The following is a 21,996-nucleotide window of genomic DNA, read 5'->3' as shown; positions in this document are numbered from 1 at the left end:
CGTCCATCTAGCACAACGTGGCGGCCTTCCGTGTTCTATTCCGCTTTTAGGGCTTCGGCAACACACCGAATATGTTCCGGGCCGGTGCGGCAACATCCACCAATCGTCTGCGCACCAGCCTCGGCCCACTCTGAAGCAAGACGGCCAAATTCCGCCGCATTGGACTTCCCCGTCCAGCAGCGCCTTTCCGCGTCCCACACCTCGCCAGAGTTGGGATAAGCGACAATCGCCTTCTGAGTGCTCCGCTTCAGCTCGTGGACCAGTGAACGCACATATTTAGGATGCGTGCAGTTCACACCCACGGCGAGGACCTGCGGCACAGTATCCAGAAAAGCAGCACAGTCCGCCAATCTCTCTCCGTGTGCAACGTGTACTTCGTCTTTGCACGTGAAGGAGACCCAACCTCGTACTTCAGGAAATTGCCGTAGCGCCTCAATGATGGCACTGGCCTCTTCAAGGGAGGGAACAGTTTCAAAGGCCACAAAGTCCGCCTCTGTGTCTTGAAGGACCGCCAGCCGTTCTGCATGAAACTGGACCAGCTGGGCGTGGCTGATCTCATAGTTTCCGTGATACTCTGCGCCATTGTGCAGGGACGCGCCATAAGGGCCGAGCGAGGCCCCTATCCAGACGGGACGAAGCGATTGCCGGCAATACTGTTCCCGGGCACGAAGGGCCAGCTCCACAGACCGCCGTAGCGCCACGGCCGCTTTTTGCATGTCTCCGTATCCCAGGGCAGAGACCTGATAGCTGGCAGTCAGGATGCAGTCGGCCCCGGCCTCAAGATAACTGAGATGGACGGCCTCGATGGTCTCCGGACTGTCTTCAAGAACGTGCGCTGACCACAAAGGGCCGCTGATATTGCATCCTCTACGCTCCAGCTCCGTGGCCATTCCGCCATCGAGAACACGGATGGCGGAAAAGCTGGAAAGAGAGACGGCTTTCATAAAGACCGGTCGCTGGGGGCTTCTCCCAGAGTGACGCGCGTAGAGAGTTTCCTCCGCCCACGATAGAAGGTCACATTTACGGTGTCTCCTACCTGATGGTTGACCATGATGTCGGCCAGGTCCTGTTGGCTGGTCACCTGCCTCCCATCAATGGCCACAATCAAATCACCGCCAATGTGGATCTGCTGGTTGTCCAGCAAAGCGGGCTCATTGCCACCACGCAGCCCTGCACGCTCCGCAGGCCCTCCGGGAATGACCCGATCAATCAGAAGGCCATATTCGGCGGGCAGGCCCATTTGCTCGGCCAGGTCCGGGCCTATCTCAAGAGACGAGATGCCCAGCCAGGGCCGACGCACACGGCCGTACTTTTGGAAATCGCTCAGAACGGCCTTTGCGGTATCGATGGGAATCGCGAAGCCAATGCCTGCGTTCTGCTCGACCGGTTCATTGGGATTGGTAGCAATCAGCGAAGTGATGCCGATGACCTCACCGCGCGAATTGAGCAGTGGGCCACCGGAATTGCCCGGATTTATGGCAGCGTCGGTCTGGATTGCGTTTTCAATCGGGTCTCCCATCGGACCGTGAATCGAACGAATGGCGCTGATGATGCCCGTGGTCATGGTTCCATTCAGGCCAAATGGGTTACCAATGGCATAAACTTTCTGTCCTACGACGAGATTCCGCGAATCAGCCAGGACTGCCGGCGTCAGATGAGCCGCACCTCGGATCTGCAGCAGGGCAAGGTCATGATGCGGATCCACGTCCACGATACTGGCTTTATAGTGATGTTTGTCGTAGGTCGTTACATCCACGACCGTGCCGCGGCTGACACGAGAATTGCCGTTGGAAATTACGTGAAAATTGGTGAGGATTTTGCCGTCGGCCGTGAGGATGAAACCGGACCCCTGTCCCTGTTGCGGTACGATTCCGTAGAAAAAGTTGAAGGCCTGCGATGTGGCAGTGATGTTCACCACCGAAGGCAGCACTTTCTTATAGACGGCGATATTGTTCAGCTCTTCGGCGTCATACTCCGGGGCAGCATGGGCCTCGGTCAGATGCAGGTCACCAAAACCGCTGCCGGTTTGCAGGCTTGCTGGGTGGTTGTGGTTGACTACATACCAAAAACCGCCCACCAGCAAAAGCACCAAAACAATTCTGCGAAAGATCATGGCAATCATTGTCCAATCCTGCCTGCTCCCATCGACGCAGGCACGTAGAAAGCATCACCTTCCATTTTAATAATTTGCATGGTTGCGAAGCTGGGCCAGTACCTTTTCTACCTGCTGCGCAGTGTTTTCCAATGGTCCGCTGTTGTCAATCACATAATCGGACCAGGAGAGTTTCTGGTCATCCGGCATCTGCGCCCGTAGTCTTGCTTTTGCGTCCGCTTCGATTTGCTGCCGCTCGATTTCGCTCTTGTCCGCCGCCACACGCTCTACAAAGCGCCGGACCTTGAATTCGTCCGGGGCCGTGACGAGAACGATGCGGTCAAAGCGCTTGTGCCAACCCGGGACGCTGCCGGAAGCACCGGCCTCAAAAACCAGCGCCGACTCGACCATGGCAATCGCACCCGGGTTGTGGACAAAAATTGCCTCCATCCACTTTTCCTGGTCAGCAATCACGGCCGGATGAACAATTCTGTTCAGTTCATCGAGCCTGCCCTGCTGAAAAGCCAGGGTCGCCAGCTTCCTGCGGTCCAGTTCTCCTCCGGGCAGTAATACCTCAGGGCCAAAGCACTCAAGAATTTTCTGATAGACCGCTTCTCCTGGCTGCATAAGCCTGCGGCCGACTTCATCAGCAGAAGTGACAAAAACTCCCCGCTCAGCAAACATTCGGGCCACAGTGCTCTTTCCACTGCCTAGGCCGCCGGTGAGTCCTACACGAAGCATCAGAGTCCACGCCGCAGCTTGGCCGCGCGCACAGTATTTGACATCAGCATGGCGATGGTCAGTGGACCAACCCCACCCGGCACAGGCGTATAGGCACCGGCATGTCGAAAAGCCGCCGGATGCACATCCCCGACAATCGTAGAACCCTTTAGCAGAAAGGCTTCTTCGCGCTTCTTGTCTCCAGCGAAATACTGATCGAACTCCTCGCGTGTAGTAATGCGGTTGATGCCCACATCCAGAATCGTCGCGCCGGGCTTGACCATGTCCGGCGTTACATACCCGGGACGCCCGATGGCAGCCACAAGAATGTCTGCCTTCCGGGTAAAGCTCGCAAGGTCGCGCGTCTTGCTGTGGCAGATGGTCACGGTTGCGTTTTCCTGCAAGAGCAGGATGGAAATGGGCTTGCCAACAATATCACTGCGGCCAAGGACGACAGCATTCTGGCCTGCAATCGGCAGATGGCTGCGCTTGAGGATTTCGATCATTCCAGCCGGGGTGCAGGGGGACAGTGCTGGTTGTCCGGTCTGCAGGCGACCCACATTCACCGGATGAAATCCATCCACGTCTTTCTCAGGTGCAACAGCTTCCAGAAGCCGTTTCGCGTCCACCTGTTTGGGTAGCGGAAGTTGAATGAGGATGCCGTCGATGTCCTCGCGCGCATTCAGCGCGGCGATAAGGTCCAGCATCTCTTCGGTCGTTACCGTGTCCGGGGGAGTAATCAGGTCTGAATACAGTCCCAGCTGCTCACTGGTGCGGACCTTGTTGCGCACGTAAATCTCTGAAGCCGGCACATGCCCAACCAGCACCGCCGCCAGGCCAGGGCGCACTCCCTGCCCGGACAGCTGCCGGACCTCTGCAGCTACCTCCGCTTTAATCTGCGTGGCAATCGCGTTTCCATCAAGAATGCGTGGAGTAGTCATCTCATGTTCATGGTAAAGGATGCGTACACTGTTCTTATGCCAGCACCTGTTCTTTCGCCGGAAATTCTCTCCCAGCTTGTCTGTCCGGTATGCCACGGCAGCCTTGCATGGGATGAAAATGCTGTTCTTTGCCGTAATTGCGGCCGCAAGTATCCAATAGAAGACAACATACCGGTACTGCTTGCAGAACGGGCCTTATGAATCCCCGGCCGCAGTTGCGCGATTCCTTTGAGATTGTCTCCGCCTATGCCCTGATTCTTGCCGTCCTCTGGACCCCAATGCCTGCGCAGCAAATCCTGTTCTGGATTGCCTTTGCCTGGGTCCTTCTCATTACGTTTCTCCGGGGCGAAAAACCTTCTGCGATGGGCCTGACGTTCAGCGGCCTGCTGCCTTCTCTTTGGGTCCTGTTCGCTGCCGCTACCCTTTGCGGCATTGCCGTCCTCATCGCAATGCGCGTCGGAACATTCCATCCTCTTTTTGGCAAAAAAGCGCCGCTGGCTGTGCGTATCGGCGGGTATGCTTTGTGGTCATTGCTTCAGGAATTCATTTTGCAGGTCTATTTTCTGCTGCGTCTGCTGCATCTTTTCCGTAATCGTGCAATTGCCATAGGCCTCAGCTCTGGTCTGTTTGCCATCGCACATCTGCCAAATCCAGTCCTGACCGTACTTACATTGCTCTGGGGACTGATTGCCTGTCCGCTTTATCTGCGCTATCGCAATCTCTATACGCTGGGCATGGCACACGCCGTCTTAGGGATTTGCGTTGCCGTCACCGTACCCGACTCCCTGCATCACCATATGCGTGTAGGGACCGGCTACATTACCTATTCCAGAGAGGTGCAGCAGGTTTCCAGAGGACCCATCGGGAGTTCGCTCAAATAGAAAAGGCGTGGATGACCACGCCTTTCTCTTCAGACCCTGTCCTACCCCGCCAGCCGATAGCTTATACGCTGAAAGAAGATCCGCAACCGCAGGTGCTCTTGGTGTTAGGATTGTCAAACTTGAAGCCAGCCGCTTCCAGGGTCTCGACGTAATCCACTGTGCAGCCATTCAGATACATCAGCGAGGTCGCATCCACGAAGACCTTCAAGCCATCAAAGTTGAAGACCTTGTCCATCATGCCAGATTGATTCTCAAATGACATCGAATACTGGAAACCGGAACATCCGCCACCCACTACACCGATGCGCAGCCCTGCCGGAAGAGGGTCCTGCGTTGCCATAATTTCACGGACCTTTTCCACTGCCTTACTGGTAAGCGTAATCGGCGTTTTTTTCACTTCCGTGGTTTCGGGGGTTACCGTTGTCGTTGCCATGCGGTTCTCCTTGAGAAAGCTGCTTCTATCAGTTTAACGCACAAACTCGGTTTATTGGATGAAAGGGAGACCGCGCTGGATTCAACCTCTCTGTTGCTCAATCGGGTGGGAAAATCATCTTTCTCTGCTATTCTGTGGTGATTTTTTCTGAGATCCGGTCCAGTTGCTGCTGCGTGAGGATCCCTTTACTGACCAGGTCCTGCCGGTCCGCATAGGGTCGTCCCTGAATGATGCGTGCTGCCCGGGACCGCGTAATTCCGGGCAGGGTTTCCAGGGTCTGCTGGGAAGCTGTGTTGATATTGACCCGGGCCGGGGAGCCGCTCTTCCATCCCTCTTTTACCCCCTGAGCAACATCGTTGATCTTGCGTTCGGCGTTGGCCGCTGCGACCTTGGCATCCTCAGCCGCCTGCTTGGCTCCGGCCTTTACCTGTTCCGTAGTTTTGGCTGCCTGCTGCTGTAGCTGTTCATCCGAGTGGGGCCTTGACGTGCAGCCGGCCAACCAGATGAGGGCAACGCTGGCCAGCAGAGTAGCAACCCACTGGACGGAACGAAATTTCCGGGACGAAATCATGCTGAATGGCCCTCCGTCAAGCGATACAGCTATATGGAATCGCTTGCATAGCAAGAGGTTGCCAATCCAGCTTCATTCTCAACAAAAAGACACTATTCATTTTGAGGCGTTTGGGACTAATATGTCTGCGAACGGCCTCACTTACCCCCGGGCCATCCGTTCGGCCCGCTCGTACCTGGGACCGGCTCTAATTCGAACCCTTGAGGTGCTCCATGAGCATCATGCTTGTTCTGTGGATCGTCTGGGCCGTCGTCACAGCCTTCCTTCTGGTCCTTCTCGCTTATCGTGGAACACTCACCCGTTATGAGGAAGACCAGCTCTTTCTCGATCCGGCAGGAAGCCATGAAGAGCAGCAACAGAGTGAGATTGTGCAGAAGGTAAACCGACTTCAACCTCTTGTCCGCCTGGCAACAGGCGCAACCTGTATCTTGTCCGCAACCATAATTGGCGTCTATGTGTGGGACGCAATCAAGCAGTTCCAGTAAAGTGTGTTCCTGTTGATTTCCGGAGCGTCAGATGCCCGGCGCTCCGGTTTTCTTCCTACCACTCCAGAAGCAGCATCTCTGCGCAAAAACCTGGCCCCATGGCGGCCAGAACACTCGTGGTGCCTGGCTGCGGACGATGTTTTTTCATCACTTCATCCAGTACCACCAGGACCGAAGCAGAGGAAAGATTTCCCACACGGCGCAGCATCTCCCAGGAAACAGCAAGATCACTGTCTTTCAGCCCCAGAGACCTGGCCGTGGCCTCCAGAATTTTTGGCCCTCCGGTGTGCATGATCCACCTCCCAATGTCCTTGCGCGTCATCCCCTGGGCCATCAGAAAGGCGTCTACATCGCGGCCAAGGTTCTCCTCAACAACCCTTGGCACATCTGGGGAAAGCACAATTGTGAAGCCCTTCTCAGAAATTCTCCAGCCCATCACGTCCTTCGTATTCGGGTAAAAGACCTGATGGTTCCCCAGAATGCGCGGCCCCTTCAGCCCTGTCTTTTCGCCTGCAATCAGCACAGCCGCTGCGCCGTCGCCAAACAGACCGGAGGAAATCAGGTTTGCTACGGAAAGATCATCACGCTGCCATGTAAGCGAGCACAGCTCTACCGAGAGCAGCAAAGCAATCTGATCCGGATAAGCGCGCACATAGTCAGCAGCACGCGCCAAGCCGGCCGCTCCGGCGACACAACCAAGTCCAAACATAGGATTTCGCTTGATATGAGCCGAAAGTCCAAGACGATTTACCAACAAAGCATCGATGGATGGACTGGCAACGCCGGTAACAGACACAAAAAAGATTGCGTTTATCTGGTCGCGGGCGAGTCCGGCTGATTGTAACGCACAATCAATCGCCCTTTCCCCAAGCTGCTCAGCAACTTTGATCCAGATATCGTTGGCTTTTCCCCATGTGTCTAGCGCGCGATACTCCTCCAGCCTGCACGAAAAGTATCTCCCCTCCACACCCGTTCGCGCGTGGAGACGCTCCAGGACCTGGGCCTTTTCCGGATTGCTACCCCAGAACTCCAGCAGTGCCTCTACGACCTGCCGCTGTGTGTAATAGTGCGGCGGATAGACGGCTGACGTAGCGCTGATTCGCAATGGGCCCTCCTCCTGACATCAAGCTTAGAAGATATTGGAGTCGATGAAGATCATTGTTTTGTCTCGTTGATGTCAATGAAATTTTTTAACATGCAGTTACAGTCCAGACGCCCCAACCACTTTCCTGATGGGATGCTCCAGGGCAGGACATCTCTCAATAACCTACGTGCGCCATGATTCGGCATCGTGATACGGGCGCTCCGCCGCAACTCCGGAGTTTTTGTCTGACAGAGGACCCACTTCCTTTCCATACATGGGCAATACAAACCGTATCGGAGAGCGGAATATCTGACTGACGAGGTATTTGAGGATCTGCATCCGCTCATGATGGGGAACATTGTAGGCACGCAGTCCCGTATTGGCAGCAATTAAAAAACTGACGCCGAGATTCAGAAAAAAGGTAATCCCCAAACCGGCGATTGCCATGTAAAACCAGTGATGACCAAGCGTGCTCAGCCCAAAACGCGCAGCAGCGAGGGCCATCATTCCAGTACTCAGCGTTACGTGGCGCACATCAAGCGGGACGCCGAAAAAGTGCGCAATCGCTGGCGTAAAACCCAGCATATAGCCGAGCGTGATGTTTGTGCTCCAGCCAGAAATATTGTTCTCAAACCAGTTTGCGAGGCGCTGCATCCGGCGTGCACCAATTTTTGTGCCCAGCGGATGTTGGGCAATTGCCTGGGGTATGCGATTGTATACGGCAAAGTTTTCGCACCAACCGCCAATGACTGCGGCAAGCCACAAAATCACTCCAGTAACAGCAGCGTAGATGGCCGTACCGGAAGTCAGCGGATGCAACGATTCATACACATAGGCCGCAGTTTTTTGCGGCAGATAAGGCGCCGAAAAAATGCGCACCCATAACTGCTCAAAAGCCACCGCCCCCAGGCAGACTGCGAGCACATTGCCAAAGGCCGCGGCAAGCTGCGTCCGACAGATCCGCGCTGCAAACTCTGCAATCTTGCTCCAGCGAGAAACGCCTCGGTTTTCACGTACGATTCCAGCAAAGGCCGCAGCGGTCATGGAGGGCTGTTTGGTGGCAAGCGCAAGACCGAGTGTGTGCATCAACAGAAAACTGATGGCGTAGTCTGTGCCAATCAGAAATCCTTCTACAAAAAGCGAGTGCGGGCTCTCCATGATGCGCAGCTTGAGGGCCGCTGTAAAGACCGTGAGCAGACCTCCTCCGGCGGCAGCCAGCCACATCTGCCAATATTCTTCACGATTGTTTGCGATATAGTGCTCGCCGCTGTGTCCTGTCCTTTCGACGGTCTTACGTGCAAGCAGATTCACATTCTGACGGATCAACGGCAGAATGCGCGTGTCTTCCAGCCGTCCTTCAATCAGAGCAGTAAGCAACTGACGCACAGGACGCAGGTCCTGTTTGATATTCGACACAAACGCAGCGGCAATCTGCTGCATACGATCGAGCGACGCGTCCATACTGTTGAGGTCAAAGACCAGGGACGTGCTGACTCCTGCTTCCTCCATGTGAGCGTGAATCTGACGCATCTCAGCGCGACACGCCTGCACTGCCTCCAGAAGCTGCTGCAACGCGCTGTGAGGGTCTTTTTCAACAGACTGGACAAAGGTCTCCGTGGCGAAGATAAGTTTGTAAAAGGGCGAGTCCTCGACCCGTGCAGTTGTGCTTCGTCGGCGGAGCGCAGCGGAAGCACCTCGTCCGGCTACGCGTGTAGCCAGCAGAATCAATGACTGGCACAAGTCTTCGCGTAAGCGGGGCAACGCAGCAAGTCCGTGCTTTGGCCATAACAAACGGATCAGACGACGGAAAGTTGTTCCGTCCAAATCCAGAAAGCGTCGGACCGCATGGGGCGATGAAAAAATCGCCGTGAATAAACGGCCGATGTCCTCGTCTTCACGCGCGGAGGGCAACAATCTCTGAAAAAACCGCCGAAAAACTTCGGGGATGAGGGCAGGATGGAAGGAAAGCCCTGTGTCTGAGAGAAGCGGCACTGTGTCATGCTCTGCAAGAAAGACCTTCCAGGCGCTTTCAAACTTGAGCCGAAGCTCTTTGTTTTGTTCCAGTAGACGGATCCAGCGCAGCAAAACAAAGGCGAATCCCCGTTCGTTGGGCCGGTGCCAGATATACGAAAACAGGGCCACAAGATGACGCCTGCGGGCCATGGCCGTCGATGCTTCACAAAAGGACTGCGTGCGCTCTCTCAGGTTACGGTCCGGTTGGACAAAAATGGCCCGCCTGCCCAGTCGGCGTTGACGGAAAAAACGGCGCGTTGTTCGCAAGAAAGGCATTGTTTTTCCAAATACTAGCGTGTTTTGCGTGAAATGACGCACTTCTGATGAAACGCCCTTGCATTGCAACGCACTACCCTGCATAGCAAATGGCCCGCAAGTCCTGAAGGAGGGCCGGCGCGAGGAGGCGTTCCATGTGGAAAGCGGTGCAGACGGCGTGCATTTTTGCGTTGTCTGCTTCTTTGGCGGGATGCTGCAACCCGGGCAACATTGGTTCCGTACCAGTGACGCTCAATGGACAGCAGACCAATATGTGGTGCTGGGCGGCGAGCGGACAAATGACAATGAACTACATTCATCCGGCTTCGAACATCCAGCAGTGTGATGAGGCGAACAAGGAGTTCGGACGCAGCGACTGCTGCAATTCTCCTGTACCCTCGGCTTGTGTCAATGGCGGTTGGCCGGAATATGACAAATACAGCTTCAAAGCAGATAGTACTTCGGATGCACCCTTGAGCTGGGCGCAGATCCAAAGCCAGATTTATTGCTCCAAGAAGCCCTTTGCCTTCTCCTGGCACTGGAATGGCGGAGGTGGGCACATGATGGTGGCCACTGGATATGTAACGATAGACGGCACAAATTATGTGAGCGTGAACAATCCATGGCCCCCTACAGGTGGCGTGCAGGAAGTCTATACCTATGACAAATATGTGGGTGGCACGGGCTGGGACCACACCCACTGGAACGATTTCTACAACATCACCTACACGGGAGGGCAATAACATGCGGTATCTGGGAATTTTTGCCCTGGGTGTTCTTTTCATGGCAGGTTGCTCTAAGCACCCCAGTCAGCCTAAGCCTCCGGCGCAGCAGCCGCAGCAGGCAGCACAGGACGCCATCGGCGTGTTACAGAAGCTTGTCAACGAACAAAACTACAAAAGCCTGGGCTTTGACTCACTGGACCAGGTCCGGCGTGCGCAGCTGGCCCCGCCTCTGCAGGTCTACAACATTGGTCTGGACAGATTGAAAAGCTATCAGGCCGGCCAGGACCCGAATACGTTGCTGACGCAGAGCACCGAAACCATGTACCCCGTTACGGTAGATGGTCAGGTGAAGACAGGCGTAACCATTGTCCATAACGAATCCGGTTACACGCCCTCCAGCTTTGGCAATGCAGACATTGTGAAACGCCTTGCAGGCAACCGTCACAATGAGAATGAGTTTGTTGTTCGCATCCCGGCCTTCAATATGTACTTTGTGGGCCGACGTGTGGAGGACAGGCTGGTACTGGTGCCAATCGTAGAGGACCCACGCCTGAAGGTAGAGCAGGGACAGGCCGTACCCATTGAAGTCGTGCTCGACCAGTTAAAGCCCTACGTGGATGCATATAACGGATTGCCCATGTAAAGCAGGTTTCAGTCATGCAGCTTCACTGGGGGGAGGGATGCTGCAAGACTGGAAGATGCAGGCGCCTCACGGGGCGCCTGCATTATTTGGTGGCAAGCCAGCGGTCCAGGTCCTGCGGTGAATGCAATTGGCCCTGCAACATGGCATCAATCAGTTGCCGTGTTTTGATTTCTGCAAACGGTTGAGCAATTGTTTCTCCGGTGGTCTCGTCCGGGAAATGCACCATCAATACAGGACGAGGGTCAAACTTTCCGCCGCTGGCCCGCTCTTCCTCCTTCGTCCACGTCGTGTTGTTCATCTTCCACATCCCAACACGCCAGGAATGGTCCGAAGAGACAATCAAAATGGTATGAGAATCGCCGCCGCCGTGCTTGAGGGCCTGTAAAAGAGCACAGAACGTCTGGTCTGCCAGGACAAGATTATCAAGATACGTACCATGCTCGCTGTAGGTATGCGTGGCCCGGTTATAAATTCCCGGAGGATGCGGCACGGGAAGGTGGATAAAAGCAAATCGAATAGCATCATTGCCGGCCAGGGCCTCGGCGGCAGGGAGAATATTTTCATATTCCTGCGCATGTGCGTTACTGGCAAAATGCACACTGGCGGAGTTTCCCTTGATTCGGGAGAAGCTGAGTTCGACCAAAAAGTCGCGGACATTCACCAGCATGGGAGCGCGGTCTGACATTCCGTGAAAGAACGGATTGATAGATTCCCAGAAGCAGAAATCCAAAACGCTGGCAAGGATGTGGCAATATGGGTTATACCAGCCTGCAACACCGGTGCTCCATCCCAGATGCTGCGCATCATGAAAGACCGTCTCGTCCGGACGAAAAGGCTCCCACTTTTGCGTCTCTCTGGGATAAATGAACAAGTCTCCCTGGATTGAGCTTCGGACCTTGTCTAATCTCCGCCCCAGAAAAAGCGAGGGGACAATAATGTCGGTAAAGTACCCGGCTGGCTGAACATTGGCAAAAGAGACGCTTTTTTTCTTGAATTGCTCGAAATTTGGCAGAGAAAGCCCGGGCTGAGGATGCTCAAAAACCTGGGCATACGACAATTCATCAAAAAGGACCCAGACAATTCGGGCCGATGAAGAGTTGACAGAGTCCTTCAGCTTTGGGCGGGAGAAAGACTGGACCGGGGCCGCACAGTGTACAGTAATGGCGACCAGCTGAGGAAGCATCCATACAACGCAGCATCCAATGGAGAAAAATAAGACCCGGCTGGCCCGGACCGCGCTTTGGAATTTCCCGCGCAATCGCCACCAGAGGAACAGAACGATAGCCGCAATTCCGTACTGGAGGAGGGTTTTCACATGCCTTCCGGGAAAGGTCTCCACATCGTAATAACTGAGCAAAAAGAACAAGTTGCCCGTGCTCCGGGCAAAGGCCCATATCAGGACGGCAGCCCACCCCAGGCTGTTATACCCAGGATCAAATCGGTCAAGAAAGAACAGAAGAATCAAGGCAAAAACAATGGCCAGAAGCAGGATGATGGCAAGGGAACCAGTAATGGTAGAGACCGGTTGAAGATTGTGATAAATCACCAAATGGTCTGGCAGCAAAAATTCCCACAAAAAGGGCAACAATGCGAGAATTGCCACTCCCGCACTTTCAAAAAACAAACTTACTTTCATTCCATCCTCAGTTTTTGGTCTATCGCGCTTCCATGAGAAAGAGGACCCGGCCGTTCTTCAACGGTTCACGCAGCGGAAACGCAAAAAACCTGCTGAATGCCTCCTGGAATCGTTCTTCATTCAGATGATTGTAAAGATGGTCTCTGCCGCGAAGCAGTTCCTGAAACTTGGGATCTGCGGAGGGGACCCACTCCACAATCAGCCATTTTTTGGTCACGTCCCGCAACAACTGCGCGATTTCTCCTAGTGGAAGCTGGTCGGCCAGAAGCAGATGATGGACAAGCCCCAAAACCAGAACACAATCAAAACGCCCGCGCGCACGGTCCAGAAGCGAAAGTGATTCCGCATTACGCCAGCCGACCGCAGGTGTGGGGCGGGCCACGTCGGCCACCAATGGCTGGACAGAGAGCTTTTGCGCCTGTGCATCACGCCAATTCCGTTCACAGGCCTGGGCGTCTGAGTCCATCGCCACGACGCGCGCCCCCAGGCTGGCTGCAATGCGCGAATATGTTCCTGTATTGGCTCCAATGTCCAGTACAGTCGATGGGCAGGTCTTCAGTAGGGCATCGCACACAAATCGCTGCTTTGCCGAGTGGTCTTCTGCGCTGTAATGCGCTGCATTTTCCGGATACGTGCTCCAGCGCGATGCAAATTTTTCCGGAGAAAGCGAGTGCAGTGCTCTGCGCAAAAATCGCAGGTTCCGGCGCAATACAGCCAGAGCCACGTCCGGCGATTGTTTCCATTTCCGTGCCGATACAGCAGGTCTGGAGGAACTTTGGCGAGCTTCGAGCAGGTGCGGCATCGTCACCAGCGACCGCAAAGAAGTACACCAGCGCTGCAAAAAGGAAAGGTGGGGATACAAATCCGCCGGTTCATATCCATCCCGCTTCTGCACACTGGCGGCAAGCGGCCATCCCAGATATTTATAGGCCGCCAGCGGCAGAAGAAATGTGCGCACAAACTGTGCCCATGCCATCCAGACCGGGCTTTCCGGATCGCGGCGTTCCACCGAGGCCACATCTACAAAAACCGGGTGAGGGCCATCAAACAAGACATTCAACGGGGTTGCGTCTTTCAAAATCAGACCGTTTGCCAGCAGGTCTTCGCAAAGGTCCAGGGTCAGATCGCCAGCAGCAATCCACTGCCCTGGGGTCCATTCCCACGGATACGAGGGGAAAAAGATGCGCGGATGTTCCACGATCCGCCCACCATCCGCTTCTGTCTCCGGCAAGATTGTTGTGCGAACCAAGCGGCCAGAGTCGGCCCAGGCCTCGCCCGTGGCAGAGCGGACAAACCCAAGAACAGAATCTGCATAGTCACTGTGGAGCACACGAAGCACACGGTCTTTTTCTATGCGTAGTGAGCCTGCGGGGTCTCGAAACGTAGCAATCTGCTGACCTTCAGCGGGGAACGTCCGCACCACTGTCCTGTGCCTCACCTTCCCGAGCCTGGTTTTGCTCGGTGTCCTTGATTGACGGCCCCAAATGGAGAAGGCTGCGCAGCTTCTTTCGAAGCACGAAACATGCGCCAGTCAACATAGAGCCCGCTACCTGAAAGATCAACAGGCCAGAACCCGGATCCACATATGCATGGGCCTTCTGTTCAAGCGCAATGGAAAGAGCACATAGTTCGATGAAACAAAAAAAGAACGCTATGAATCGTAACTTCACTTAGGGCCTTCCGCAAATCTACTCTGTCTCAAAACACGAATCTGAGCACAAAGTCGCTTTAGCCATCATTGTGGTGGCGTGGGTTGATGGTTCTCCTCGGAAATGTAAGCCGCCACTCTTCGCTGGCGGGAAATGTCTCTTAAGCTTTTCTTAAGGGAAGACGAGTTCCCTGCTAAGAAAGTTGACTTTTGACGATCAAAAAGTAAAGAAGGCAGAAGGATTCTGAGGGTGCGCAGGACCCATTTGGGGAAACTAGTACCAAAACGGGAAAACTTAGAGGCCCCAAACGGAGGGCAGGGTCTCCCGACTCAGTCACAAGACAAACGATTTGTTTTCCTATATGCTTCCGCCATCATGAAATTTCTGAAGACTGCTTTCTTCTGCTTGTCTCTGCTTACCGTCCCCGGTCTGCCTCTTTGGGCACAGCGCGGTTTTGTCCACACCCATGGCCCGGATCTAGTGGATGCTCAAGGGAAGCCGCTCTTGCTGCGGGGGACCAATTTAGGCAACTGGTTTGAGCCAGAGGGGTATATGTTCCACTTCGACGGAGGGCCGCAGTCTCCCCGGGAAATTGAAGAGTTGAGCTATGAGCTGATCGGCCCTGAGAAAGCCAGGGCATTCTGGGAGCAGTGGCGCGAAAACTACATTACCCAGAACGACATCGACCTGATCAAAAAGAGCGGCTTCAATTCTGTCCGTGTCCCGCTGCACTGGAAGTTTTTTGACAGCGACCAGGCCGAGGGCTTCCGTTTGCTCGATCGCCTTGTGGCCTGGGCCAAAAAGGACGGCATTTACCTAATTCTGGACCTGCATTGCGCGCCAGGCGGACAAACAGGGTCGAACATCGACGACAGCTGGGGTTACCCCTGGCTTTACCGCAGCAAGGAGGCGCAGGAGCATACGGCCGCCATCTGGCATAGAATTGCCGCCCGCTACAGGAACGAGCCGATTGTGCTGGGCTACGATCTCCTGAATGAGCCTGTCCCGCATTATCCCCGGCTGCAGCAGTACAATCCTGACCTGGAGCCGGTTTATCGAAAACTCGTGGCAGCGGTGCGCTCCGTGGACAAAAACCATGTTGTGATTTTGGGCGGGGCGCAGTGGGACACAAACTTTAAAGTCTTTGGGCCGCCCTTTGATTCCAACGTCATGTACACCTTCCATAAATACTGGTCACCCACCGATGTAAGCGTGATTCAGGAATATCTCGATTTTCGCAACAAATACCATGTGCCCATCTGGTTAGGGGAGTCCGGCGAGAACAAGGACGAGTGGATTGCCGCATTCGTAAAGACACTTGAGGCCAATCACGTAGGCTGGTGCTTCTGGCCCTATAAAAAGATGGATGCAACTTCCTCTGTTGTGACATTTGACCGGCCAAAACACTGGGACGAGATCATCGCATTTGCCAAGCTACCTGCCGGAACAGGAAATGCCGAAAAACGGATTGCTGCACGTCCCTCGGTAGAAGAGGCCCAGGAGGCCTTTGATGATCTGCTGAAAAAGGTGCAGTTTTCCAACAGCCACCTCAATCCTGGATATCTGCAAGCCCTCGGGTTAAAAGCAGACAAAGAATGAGGCGTGCGCGTTTGGCGCGTGGGCGGCACGTCTCTTCATGCACCAACGTGCCCTAGTCCAATGCCAATCACATAGGTCACAATGCCTTCCACCGCCCCTACCAGGGTCATCTCAAGACCGCTGCTCCACCAGGAACGCACGGTGATGAGAGATTTGGCCGCGCCGACAGCAAAGTGTGCGGCAAGCGAAACCGCAGCCGAAAGGAAGACGGCGGGATATCCCGTAAGAAAGAAAAAGGGGACGATGGGGATAAAAGCACCCACAGCCGTCGAAGCAGCCCCTGAAAAGGCTGAGACGAAGGGTTGGGGCAGCGCCTCCTCCGTTGCATTGAGCCTTTCGGCCGCGAGTGCGCGAAGAAACTGGGCCTCATCCCGGGCAAGGTGCTCCACAATATGGTCCGCATCCTCTGACGGAATGCCTTTGACCTGGTAATAGAGCGAAAGCAGCTCGCGGGCCTCGGGCCCATTCATCCGGATGGCTTCGCGTTCACGTTCAACCTCGGCCTCATAAATCTCTCTTTCGCTCTTGGCTGCCAGATAGGCCCCGGAACCCATAGAAAGGGCGCTGGCGATCATTCCCGCAATTCCAGCCAACAGCACATAATGACTATTGCCGAGCGTAGCACCGGAAACGCCTGAAACGATGCCGAAGATCGCGCCAAGTCCATCATTTACGCCGTAAATCGCATCTCCTATCCATCCAGCCGCCTTTCTTCCCTGACCGCCTCGTTTGGCCAGCAGCTCTTCCAGTTGAGCTTTTGCATCCGGGGTCTGGATGGCACTCCGGGGATAGCGGTTGCGGATCAGGGTACTCAATTCCTGGTAGTGTTCGCGTTCATCTTCAATCACACGCTCAAGGATGGAGACACTGGGCCCATCTCCAAGTTCTTTTAACTGCTGACCGTAGCGGGCAATGTCGCGGCTCTCATCAATTTCCAGGCGCCGAAGGGCCATGTCCACACCGCCGAGACGGTTGACGATAGAGTCGGCGTCTCCAGACGGGCTCCCACGATACACGGGCTCCGCCCCACCCAGATCCTGAATCCGCCTGGCCCAGAGAGCAGCATGTTTTTCCTCTGCCTGGGCCAGATGTTCCAGGGTCTTTTGCCGTACGGGATCGTCTTCACGTTGGGCCAGCGCCCGATAGGTGCAGGCACCACGAATTTCTGCCTGCCAGTTTTGTTCGAGTGCGTGCAGAAGCTTGCGGGTCTTTGCATCTGGCATAGGTGGTTTTAATTTAGAGCAGATCGGGAAAAAGTAAAATCACGACCGCTTTGGCCTACATTTCGTTTGCTCTCGGGGACATAGGCAAAAGCATGGGTTCAGTTCTCGATTTGGTATGGAAAGGTAAAACGACCGATCTGCATCAGGGACTTGTCGCCTGGAGGCCAGATGCGGAAAGACTCCACGCGAGTAATCGATGCATTCCTGACGGCTTCCACTTCGCCCAGCAGTTTACCGCTGGCCGCTTCGTAAATGCTGACGCTCAGCGAGTCTTCTGCATGGTGCTTCCAGCCAATCAGGTACTCACCGGGACCGAGTCGTGCATTGCCAATCTTCAGCGGCACCTGCGTAATCAAAAAATGGGAGTACTTTCCTTCCGCTGAATATCCGGCAGTGATCAACACCACCCCTGCAATGTATTTTCCTCTCCCGTTTGTAATGCCGGAAGCAGTGCGGAACTCTGTCTCAATCCGTTCCTGCACAACGGGCGCACGCGCTGGAACCCATGCTTTCAGCTCAGCATCCGTCGCCGCGCGCCAAATACCCTGGGCCAGGAGCAGGCCCGATGCGGTCAAAAAACACGCCAGCACCAGACAGATTCTTTTCATTGTTTTAGTCAAGATGCACAATCCCCCGCTGCAAGGCCGTCGTTGCAGCCTGCGTTCTGTCGCCGACTCCCAGTTTGCTGAGAATACTGTTGATGTGTGTCTTTACCGTTGCTTCTGAGATGAAGAGGTCTCCAGCAATTTCTTTATTGCTACGGCCTCGCACGATGCGTCTGAGCACTTCCAGTTCGCGCGCCGTAAGGGACGGCCCGCCCATCCTGCTTGCCAATCGCTCGGCAACAATGGCGGGGATACGCGATTTCCCTGCGTGTACGGTGCGAATGGCCTCGGTCAGCTCTTCGGTGCTCATTCCCTTCAGCAGATAGCCTTTTGCTCCGGCCTGAAGGGCGCGATAGATGTCCTCGTCACCATCAAAGGTCGTGAGCACAATGACCCGCGCAGCGGGAAATTCTTCCCGGATTTGCTGAATGGCTTCGACGCCGCTTTTTCTGGGCAGCCGCAGGTCCATCAACGTAACGTCCGGTTTGCATTTTCGATAGGTCTCGACGGCCTGCTCGCCATCTGCGGCCTCGGCAACAACCAACATACCTGGTATGGTTCCGATCAAGGCGACCAGCCCCTGCCGCACTATGTGATGGTCGTCCACAACCATGATGCGTATGGTCTCGGTCATAAATGGTTCACTCCACTCAGCAAGAAAGGCCCTTTCAGGCCCTTGGCTTTCTGTAAGCTAAATTGGCACTTCGATCCTTACTTCCGTGCCTTCTCCTTTGGTGCTGATCACAGCAAACTTCCCTTTGAGTTGCGCGGCACGTTCCTGCATTCCGGTCAGACCAAAATGACCATTGTCCCGAAATCTTTCGGGATGATTTTCAAAACCGCGGCCATTGTCTTTAATCGACACGCAAAGCGACCTTTCCTCAAAGAGTAAAGCAATCTCAATGCACTCAGCATGTGCGTGACGCAAGGCGTTTGTGATGGCCTCCTGCGCAATCCGGGTAAGCTCCGCTGCGATTGGTGGGGCGACCGGACGGCGCGTTCCGTGGACAAGAATACGGGTTTTCACACTGGCGTTTGCGGTCATACGCTCAGCGATATTAGTAATGCTGGCTGCCAGATCATCCTGCGAAGCCCCTTGTGAGCGCAAATTCCAGATGGAGCTGCGCGCTTCCTGGATGCAGTCCCGGGTCAGGGCGCGCGCCTGCTCCAGATGTTCGCGGGCAGCATCCACAGAGGTATTGAGCAGGCGTGCAACAACTTCCAACTGCACAGAAACAGCGACAAAGCCCTGTGCGAGCGTGTCATGGATCTCCCGCGCAATCCGATTGCGTTCCGCAAGGACTGCACGAAAGCTCGATTCGACATGGCGCACACGCCAGCGGTAAACACCATAGACCAGAAAACCAAGCAGAAGCACGAGTAGCAGATAAAACCACCAGGTCTGATAGAAGCGGGGCCGAAGACGGAAAGCAAACACCGCAGCTTCCTCACTCCAGACGCCATCGTTATTGCAGGCCAGAACATGAAATCGATGCTCTCCGGGGGGAACGTTGGTATAGTAAGCAGTCCGTCGGGTTCCTGCATCGACCCAGTCGCGGTCCACACCATCCAGTCTGTACCGGAAGCGGACCTTTTGCGGAGCAGTAAAGCTCAGTCCTGCATATTGGAAAGCAAAACGCGTGTGTCCGGGAGCAATTTCGCCTGTAAAAGACAATGGCAAGGGCTGATCATCCACGAGTACGTCTTCGATGGCAACCAGTGGAGCAACATGATTGATCGGCATGCGCGCTGGATCAACAACAGAAACACCGCGCAGGGTGCTGAACCAGAGCATTCCGTCCTGTGTCTTCCAGGCTGCCGGATGCCCTCCACTGCTGCATTCACTGATGCGCATCCCATCGCTGGTCCCATAAACCTCCGGATGAAGTTGCGGCAAGACGCCTGCTGCAAGATGATGCAGATCGAGCTTGCTCACGCGATAGATGCCTTTATTTGTGCCTAGCCACAGGTCCTGGCGATTGTCTTCAAGAATGCCGTAGATATCTGGCGGCAGGTGGGAGCGCGCAGAGGGGAACCGGATCCATTTTCCGTCCTCGCGGGCCAGCAGTCCGCCACCATTGGTGCCAATCCACAATGTGCCTTCCGCGTCCTGATAAAGCGCTGTAACGGCTTCAGGCAGGGCATAGTTGGTGAATTGCTCCCCGGCAAAATGCGTCAGTCCGCCGAGTGTAGCAATCCAGTAGCTGCCATCCTTGTCCTGAATGACGGCCCCTACCAAGTCACTTCCCAGGCCATCCATCGCAGACCATGAAGTGAACCTTCCGTCCTTATAGCGCGTGAGGCCCCTTCGAGTGCCAATCCAAAGCGCACCCTCTCGGTCCACAAAAAGAGACCGCACAAAGTCGTCCGCGAGTCCATCTGCGGAGGTGAAGAGCCTGGTCCCGCCGGGACGGATGCGGTTCAGACCATCCGGGGTTCCCACCCAGAGATTCCCCTGTGCATCATCGGCCAGGGCAAGCGCGACCTGGCTGGAAAGGCGGCCCTGCTCAGGCAGTGCTGAGAGTTTTCCGTTTCTGTATACGTCGACGCCTCCGCCGTTCGTGCCAACATAGACGGTCCCATTCCGGGCCTGAAAAACGGAGCGCACCAGGTCATCAGTCAACCCATCCCGCGAGGTAAAGGTCGTAAATTTGCGATCGCGCAGAATACACACTCCACCTGCCTCGGTGCCGATCCACAGACTTCCTTCGCGGTCTTCATAAAATGCAAGGGCCTGGTTGCTGGAAAGCCCCTGTTGTGAAGTCAGCACATCCACCCTTCCGGAAACAACCCGTGCAATTCCATGGCCGGTGGCAGCCCAGATTGCCCCTTCGCGGTCCCCAAAAAGAGCAGAGATGCGGTCATTTTCCAGAAAGACATGCACTGCATTACCATCAAACTCCCCGAGCCCCTTCGCCGTGCCGATCCAGAGGTGCCCGTTGCTGCTGGACCATAGGCTCATCACATCTGCCCCCAACGAAGCTGGAAGCGCAAAGTCATGCCATCCTTTCCCCGGCAGCAGCAACTTGAGTCCTTGCCTCATGCCGGCCCAAAGGCGGCCCCGGTGATCATAGACGAGGGCCTGGGGTTGTTCCCCAAAGAGAAGGTGTCTGGCTTCCGAGTTCCAAACGCCATCCGCGGTCCCAAAGACCATCTCTCCATCTGGAGCTTCGGCCATAAGACTGGCTGCAGGCACTCCATTGAGCTTTACAAAATGGCCGTTTTCATAGCGTGCAACGCCACCAGCTGTAATCCCCCATATTTCACCTTTGTGGTCCTGATAGACCGAAAAAACCGTACCCACAGGGAGGCCGTCTTCTTCATGAAAGGCCTGGAACTGCCGGTTTTTGTACATCACCAGGCCATTTGCAGTACCCATCCAGAGCCGCCCCTGCGTGTCCTCAAACAGACTGTTGATGACTCCGCTTGCCAGTTGTGACGTATTGGACTTATCGAAAACGGTGAATTGTGCCCCATCGAAGCGGACCAGGCCGGCCTCGGTTGCAAACCACATAAAGCCGTCACGGGTCTGCAGAACGGCATGGACCGTGTTCTGCGGCAGACCTTCATCGGTCTGCCATGCCTGATATCCGTAATGCTCCAGGGCATAACGCGGATCAAGCGCAAAGACCTGCAGTCCCCACAGAATGAGCAGCCCAAGAGAGCAGGTCTTCCAAAGTTGTGCGCGGGTCGGCATCTGTGTGACTTAAAGGAATAGTACACAGCCTGAGTAGGAACAAGCACTCCATCCAAAGGTGGAGATTATGTTTTGGGACGCCGTTTCTTCACCCAGACCTTGTCCGCTGCCGGAGCACCAATCGTGAAGGCGCCGCTCGGCGTCTCGATGGCCACCGTCTGATCATAATTCTTCCGAACGATTCGCACTCGGCCGCCTGGTTCAATTCCTACCTGATGCAGGAACCGCAAAAGCTCCGGATCGCGCTCGTACAGACTGCATACTGTGTAATCGGCGTCCTCGCGGGCTGTAGAAAGCATCTGGATTCCCTGTCTGTTGCGCTGCGTTGGGGTCTCCGGCAGGACGGAATTGCCATGAGGGCAAGTGCCCTTTTCTCCAAGTTTTTCAAGCAGACGCGCTTCAAAAGCAGCCGAGACGGCATGCTCCAGACGCTCAGCTTCGTCATGCACCTCATACCACGGCATCCCGAAGATCTCTGATAACATGCGCTCCACCAGATGATGACGGAGTGCTGTACGATAGGCCGCCTCGCGTCCTTTGGGTGTTAAACGGATGATGCCATCGTTTTTTACATCCACATATCCGTCTCGCTTGAGCCTGCGCAGGGCCATGGAAACCGCAGGCGGAGAGACTTTCAGCCAGTGCGCCAGCGTTGCCGAAATGACCGTCTGGCCTTCACTTTCGGCTTCAAGAATGGCCTTGAGATAGTCTTCTTTGGAAACGCTGATTGCAGTCTTCACCGCA

21 protein-coding genes are annotated in these 21,996 nt (G+C 55.1%); 6 read left to right on the top strand and 15 right to left on the bottom strand.

The genetic code is table 11. From position 1 onward, the window contains the following. Nucleotides 1-35: 35 nt before the first annotated feature. The 4 genes from mmuM to N655_RS0109960 are packed head-to-tail and all read right to left on the bottom strand — an operon-like array spanning nucleotide 36 to nucleotide 3,753. Entirely contained in the window at nucleotides 36-944 is a 909-nt protein-coding gene (gene mmuM, locus N655_RS0109975) for a homocysteine S-methyltransferase (RefSeq protein WP_026442875.1), read from the bottom strand. Continuing rightward, a complete protein-coding gene (locus N655_RS0109970; RefSeq protein WP_349509477.1) occupies nucleotides 941-2,122 on the bottom strand; it encodes a S1C family serine protease in 1,182 nt (393 codons plus the stop codon). The genes mmuM and N655_RS0109970 overlap by 4 nt, the downstream gene beginning before the upstream one ends. A 57-nt stretch (nucleotides 2,123-2,179) precedes the next feature. Continuing rightward, nucleotides 2,180-2,833 carry a dephospho-CoA kinase gene (gene coaE / locus N655_RS0109965; RefSeq protein ID WP_026442873.1) on the bottom strand — a complete coding sequence of 218 codons (654 nt, stop codon included), beginning with the start codon at nucleotides 2,831-2,833 and terminating at the stop codon, nucleotides 2,180-2,182. Further along, nucleotides 2,833-3,753, bottom strand: a complete 921-nt coding sequence (locus N655_RS0109960) for a bifunctional 5,10-methylenetetrahydrofolate dehydrogenase/5,10-methenyltetrahydrofolate cyclohydrolase (RefSeq protein WP_026442872.1) — start codon at nucleotides 3,751-3,753, stop codon at nucleotides 2,833-2,835. The genes coaE and N655_RS0109960 overlap by 1 nt, the downstream gene beginning before the upstream one ends. 3 nt (nucleotides 3,754-3,756) lie before the next feature. Between N655_RS0109960 and N655_RS21195 the strand changes: the two genes are divergently transcribed. Continuing rightward, nucleotides 3,757-3,954 carry a Trm112 family protein gene (locus N655_RS21195; RefSeq protein ID WP_081823667.1) on the top strand — a complete coding sequence of 66 codons (198 nt, stop codon included), beginning with the start codon at nucleotides 3,757-3,759 and terminating at the stop codon, nucleotides 3,952-3,954. Beyond that, entirely contained in the window at nucleotides 3,951-4,634 is a 684-nt protein-coding gene (locus N655_RS0109955; RefSeq protein ID WP_026442871.1) for a CPBP family glutamic-type intramembrane protease, read from the top strand. The genes N655_RS21195 and N655_RS0109955 overlap by 4 nt, the downstream gene beginning before the upstream one ends. Before the next feature lie 61 nt (nucleotides 4,635-4,695). Here the strand turns inward: N655_RS0109955 and N655_RS0109950 are convergent, their stop codons facing one another. Further along, nucleotides 4,696-5,067 (bottom strand): HesB/IscA family protein, encoded by a 372-nt coding sequence (locus tag N655_RS0109950; protein WP_026442870.1) that lies wholly within the window; start codon nucleotides 5,065-5,067, stop codon nucleotides 4,696-4,698. Nucleotides 5,068-5,194: 127 nt separating this feature from the next. Beyond that, a complete protein-coding gene (locus tag N655_RS19865) occupies nucleotides 5,195-5,638 on the bottom strand; it encodes a ComEA family DNA-binding protein (protein ID WP_049961366.1) in 444 nt (147 codons plus the stop codon). 212 nt (nucleotides 5,639-5,850) lie between these two features. Here N655_RS19865 and N655_RS0109940 point away from each other — a divergent pair, with 212 nt between their 5' ends. Then, nucleotides 5,851-6,123 (top strand): hypothetical protein, encoded by a 273-nt coding sequence (locus N655_RS0109940; protein ID WP_026442869.1) that lies wholly within the window; start codon nucleotides 5,851-5,853, stop codon nucleotides 6,121-6,123. 55 nt (nucleotides 6,124-6,178) lie between these two features. Here the strand turns inward: N655_RS0109940 and N655_RS0109935 are convergent, their stop codons facing one another. Together N655_RS0109935 and N655_RS0109930 are read right to left on the bottom strand one after the other, a co-directional pair. Next, nucleotides 6,179-7,228 carry a type III polyketide synthase gene (locus N655_RS0109935; protein ID WP_026442868.1) on the bottom strand — a complete coding sequence of 350 codons (1,050 nt, stop codon included), beginning with the start codon at nucleotides 7,226-7,228 and terminating at the stop codon, nucleotides 6,179-6,181. A 162-nt stretch (nucleotides 7,229-7,390) separates the two neighbouring features. After that, nucleotides 7,391-9,487, bottom strand: coding sequence for a site-specific recombinase (locus N655_RS0109930; RefSeq protein ID WP_162173536.1), 2,097 nt, complete (start codon nucleotides 9,485-9,487; stop codon nucleotides 7,391-7,393). Between the two features lie 143 nt (nucleotides 9,488-9,630). On the opposite strand from N655_RS0109930, the gene N655_RS0109925 reads away from it, so the two are divergent. Next, on the top strand, nucleotides 9,631-10,218 hold the full coding sequence (locus N655_RS0109925; RefSeq protein WP_026442866.1) for a papain-like cysteine protease family protein: 588 nt from the start codon (nucleotides 9,631-9,633) through the stop codon (nucleotides 10,216-10,218). Nucleotide 10,219: 1 nt separating this feature from the next. Beyond that, complete coding sequence (locus N655_RS0109920; RefSeq protein WP_026442865.1) at nucleotides 10,220-10,843, top strand: hypothetical protein; 624 nt, start codon at nucleotides 10,220-10,222, stop codon at nucleotides 10,841-10,843. Between the two features lie 82 nt (nucleotides 10,844-10,925). On the opposite strand, the gene N655_RS0109915 is transcribed toward N655_RS0109920, so the two are convergent. Beyond that, on the bottom strand, nucleotides 10,926-12,479 hold the full coding sequence (locus N655_RS0109915) for an alkaline phosphatase family protein (protein ID WP_026442864.1): 1,554 nt from the start codon (nucleotides 12,477-12,479) through the stop codon (nucleotides 10,926-10,928). A gap of 19 nt (nucleotides 12,480-12,498) precedes the next feature. After that, nucleotides 12,499-13,899 (bottom strand): class I SAM-dependent methyltransferase, encoded by a 1,401-nt coding sequence (locus N655_RS0109910; RefSeq protein WP_155987561.1) that lies wholly within the window; start codon nucleotides 13,897-13,899, stop codon nucleotides 12,499-12,501. Nucleotides 13,900-14,533: 634 nt separating this feature from the next. Here N655_RS0109910 and N655_RS0109900 point away from each other — a divergent pair. Next, the gene (locus tag N655_RS0109900; protein WP_238324648.1) at nucleotides 14,534-15,727 is read left to right on the top strand and encodes a glycoside hydrolase family 5 protein; all 1,194 of its coding nucleotides are present in this window, start codon (nucleotides 14,534-14,536) and stop codon (nucleotides 15,725-15,727) included. A gap of 35 nt (nucleotides 15,728-15,762) precedes the next feature. On the opposite strand, the gene N655_RS20315 is transcribed toward N655_RS0109900, so the two are convergent. The 5 genes from N655_RS20315 to N655_RS0109875 all read right to left on the bottom strand — a co-directional run bounded on the left by N655_RS20315 (nucleotide 15,763) and on the right by N655_RS0109875 (nucleotide 21,992). Further along, nucleotides 15,763-16,950 (bottom strand): VIT1/CCC1 transporter family protein, encoded by a 1,188-nt coding sequence (locus tag N655_RS20315; RefSeq protein WP_026442861.1) that lies wholly within the window; start codon nucleotides 16,948-16,950, stop codon nucleotides 15,763-15,765. A gap of 98 nt (nucleotides 16,951-17,048) precedes the next feature. Then, the gene (locus N655_RS0109890) at nucleotides 17,049-17,558 is read right to left on the bottom strand and encodes a hypothetical protein (RefSeq protein WP_026442860.1); all 510 of its coding nucleotides are present in this window, start codon (nucleotides 17,556-17,558) and stop codon (nucleotides 17,049-17,051) included. 4 nt (nucleotides 17,559-17,562) lie between these two features. After that, the gene (locus tag N655_RS0109885; protein WP_026442859.1) at nucleotides 17,563-18,189 is read right to left on the bottom strand and encodes a response regulator; all 627 of its coding nucleotides are present in this window, start codon (nucleotides 18,187-18,189) and stop codon (nucleotides 17,563-17,565) included. A gap of 57 nt (nucleotides 18,190-18,246) precedes the next feature. Next, on the bottom strand, nucleotides 18,247-21,252 hold the full coding sequence (locus tag N655_RS0109880) for a sensor histidine kinase (RefSeq protein WP_026442858.1): 3,006 nt from the start codon (nucleotides 21,250-21,252) through the stop codon (nucleotides 18,247-18,249). A 65-nt stretch (nucleotides 21,253-21,317) separates the two neighbouring features. Continuing rightward, a complete protein-coding gene (locus N655_RS0109875; RefSeq protein ID WP_238324646.1) occupies nucleotides 21,318-21,992 on the bottom strand; it encodes a metal-dependent transcriptional regulator in 675 nt (224 codons plus the stop codon). Between the last annotated feature and the right edge of the window lie 4 nt (nucleotides 21,993-21,996).

The organism is Pseudacidobacterium ailaaui, from assembly GCF_000688455.1.
In the GTDB taxonomy this organism is placed as follows: Bacteria; Acidobacteriota; Terriglobia; order Terriglobales; family Acidobacteriaceae; genus Pseudacidobacterium; species Pseudacidobacterium ailaaui.
The sequence above is the reverse complement of the archived record's forward strand: the minus strand, read 5'-3'. Positions and strand labels throughout refer to the sequence as shown.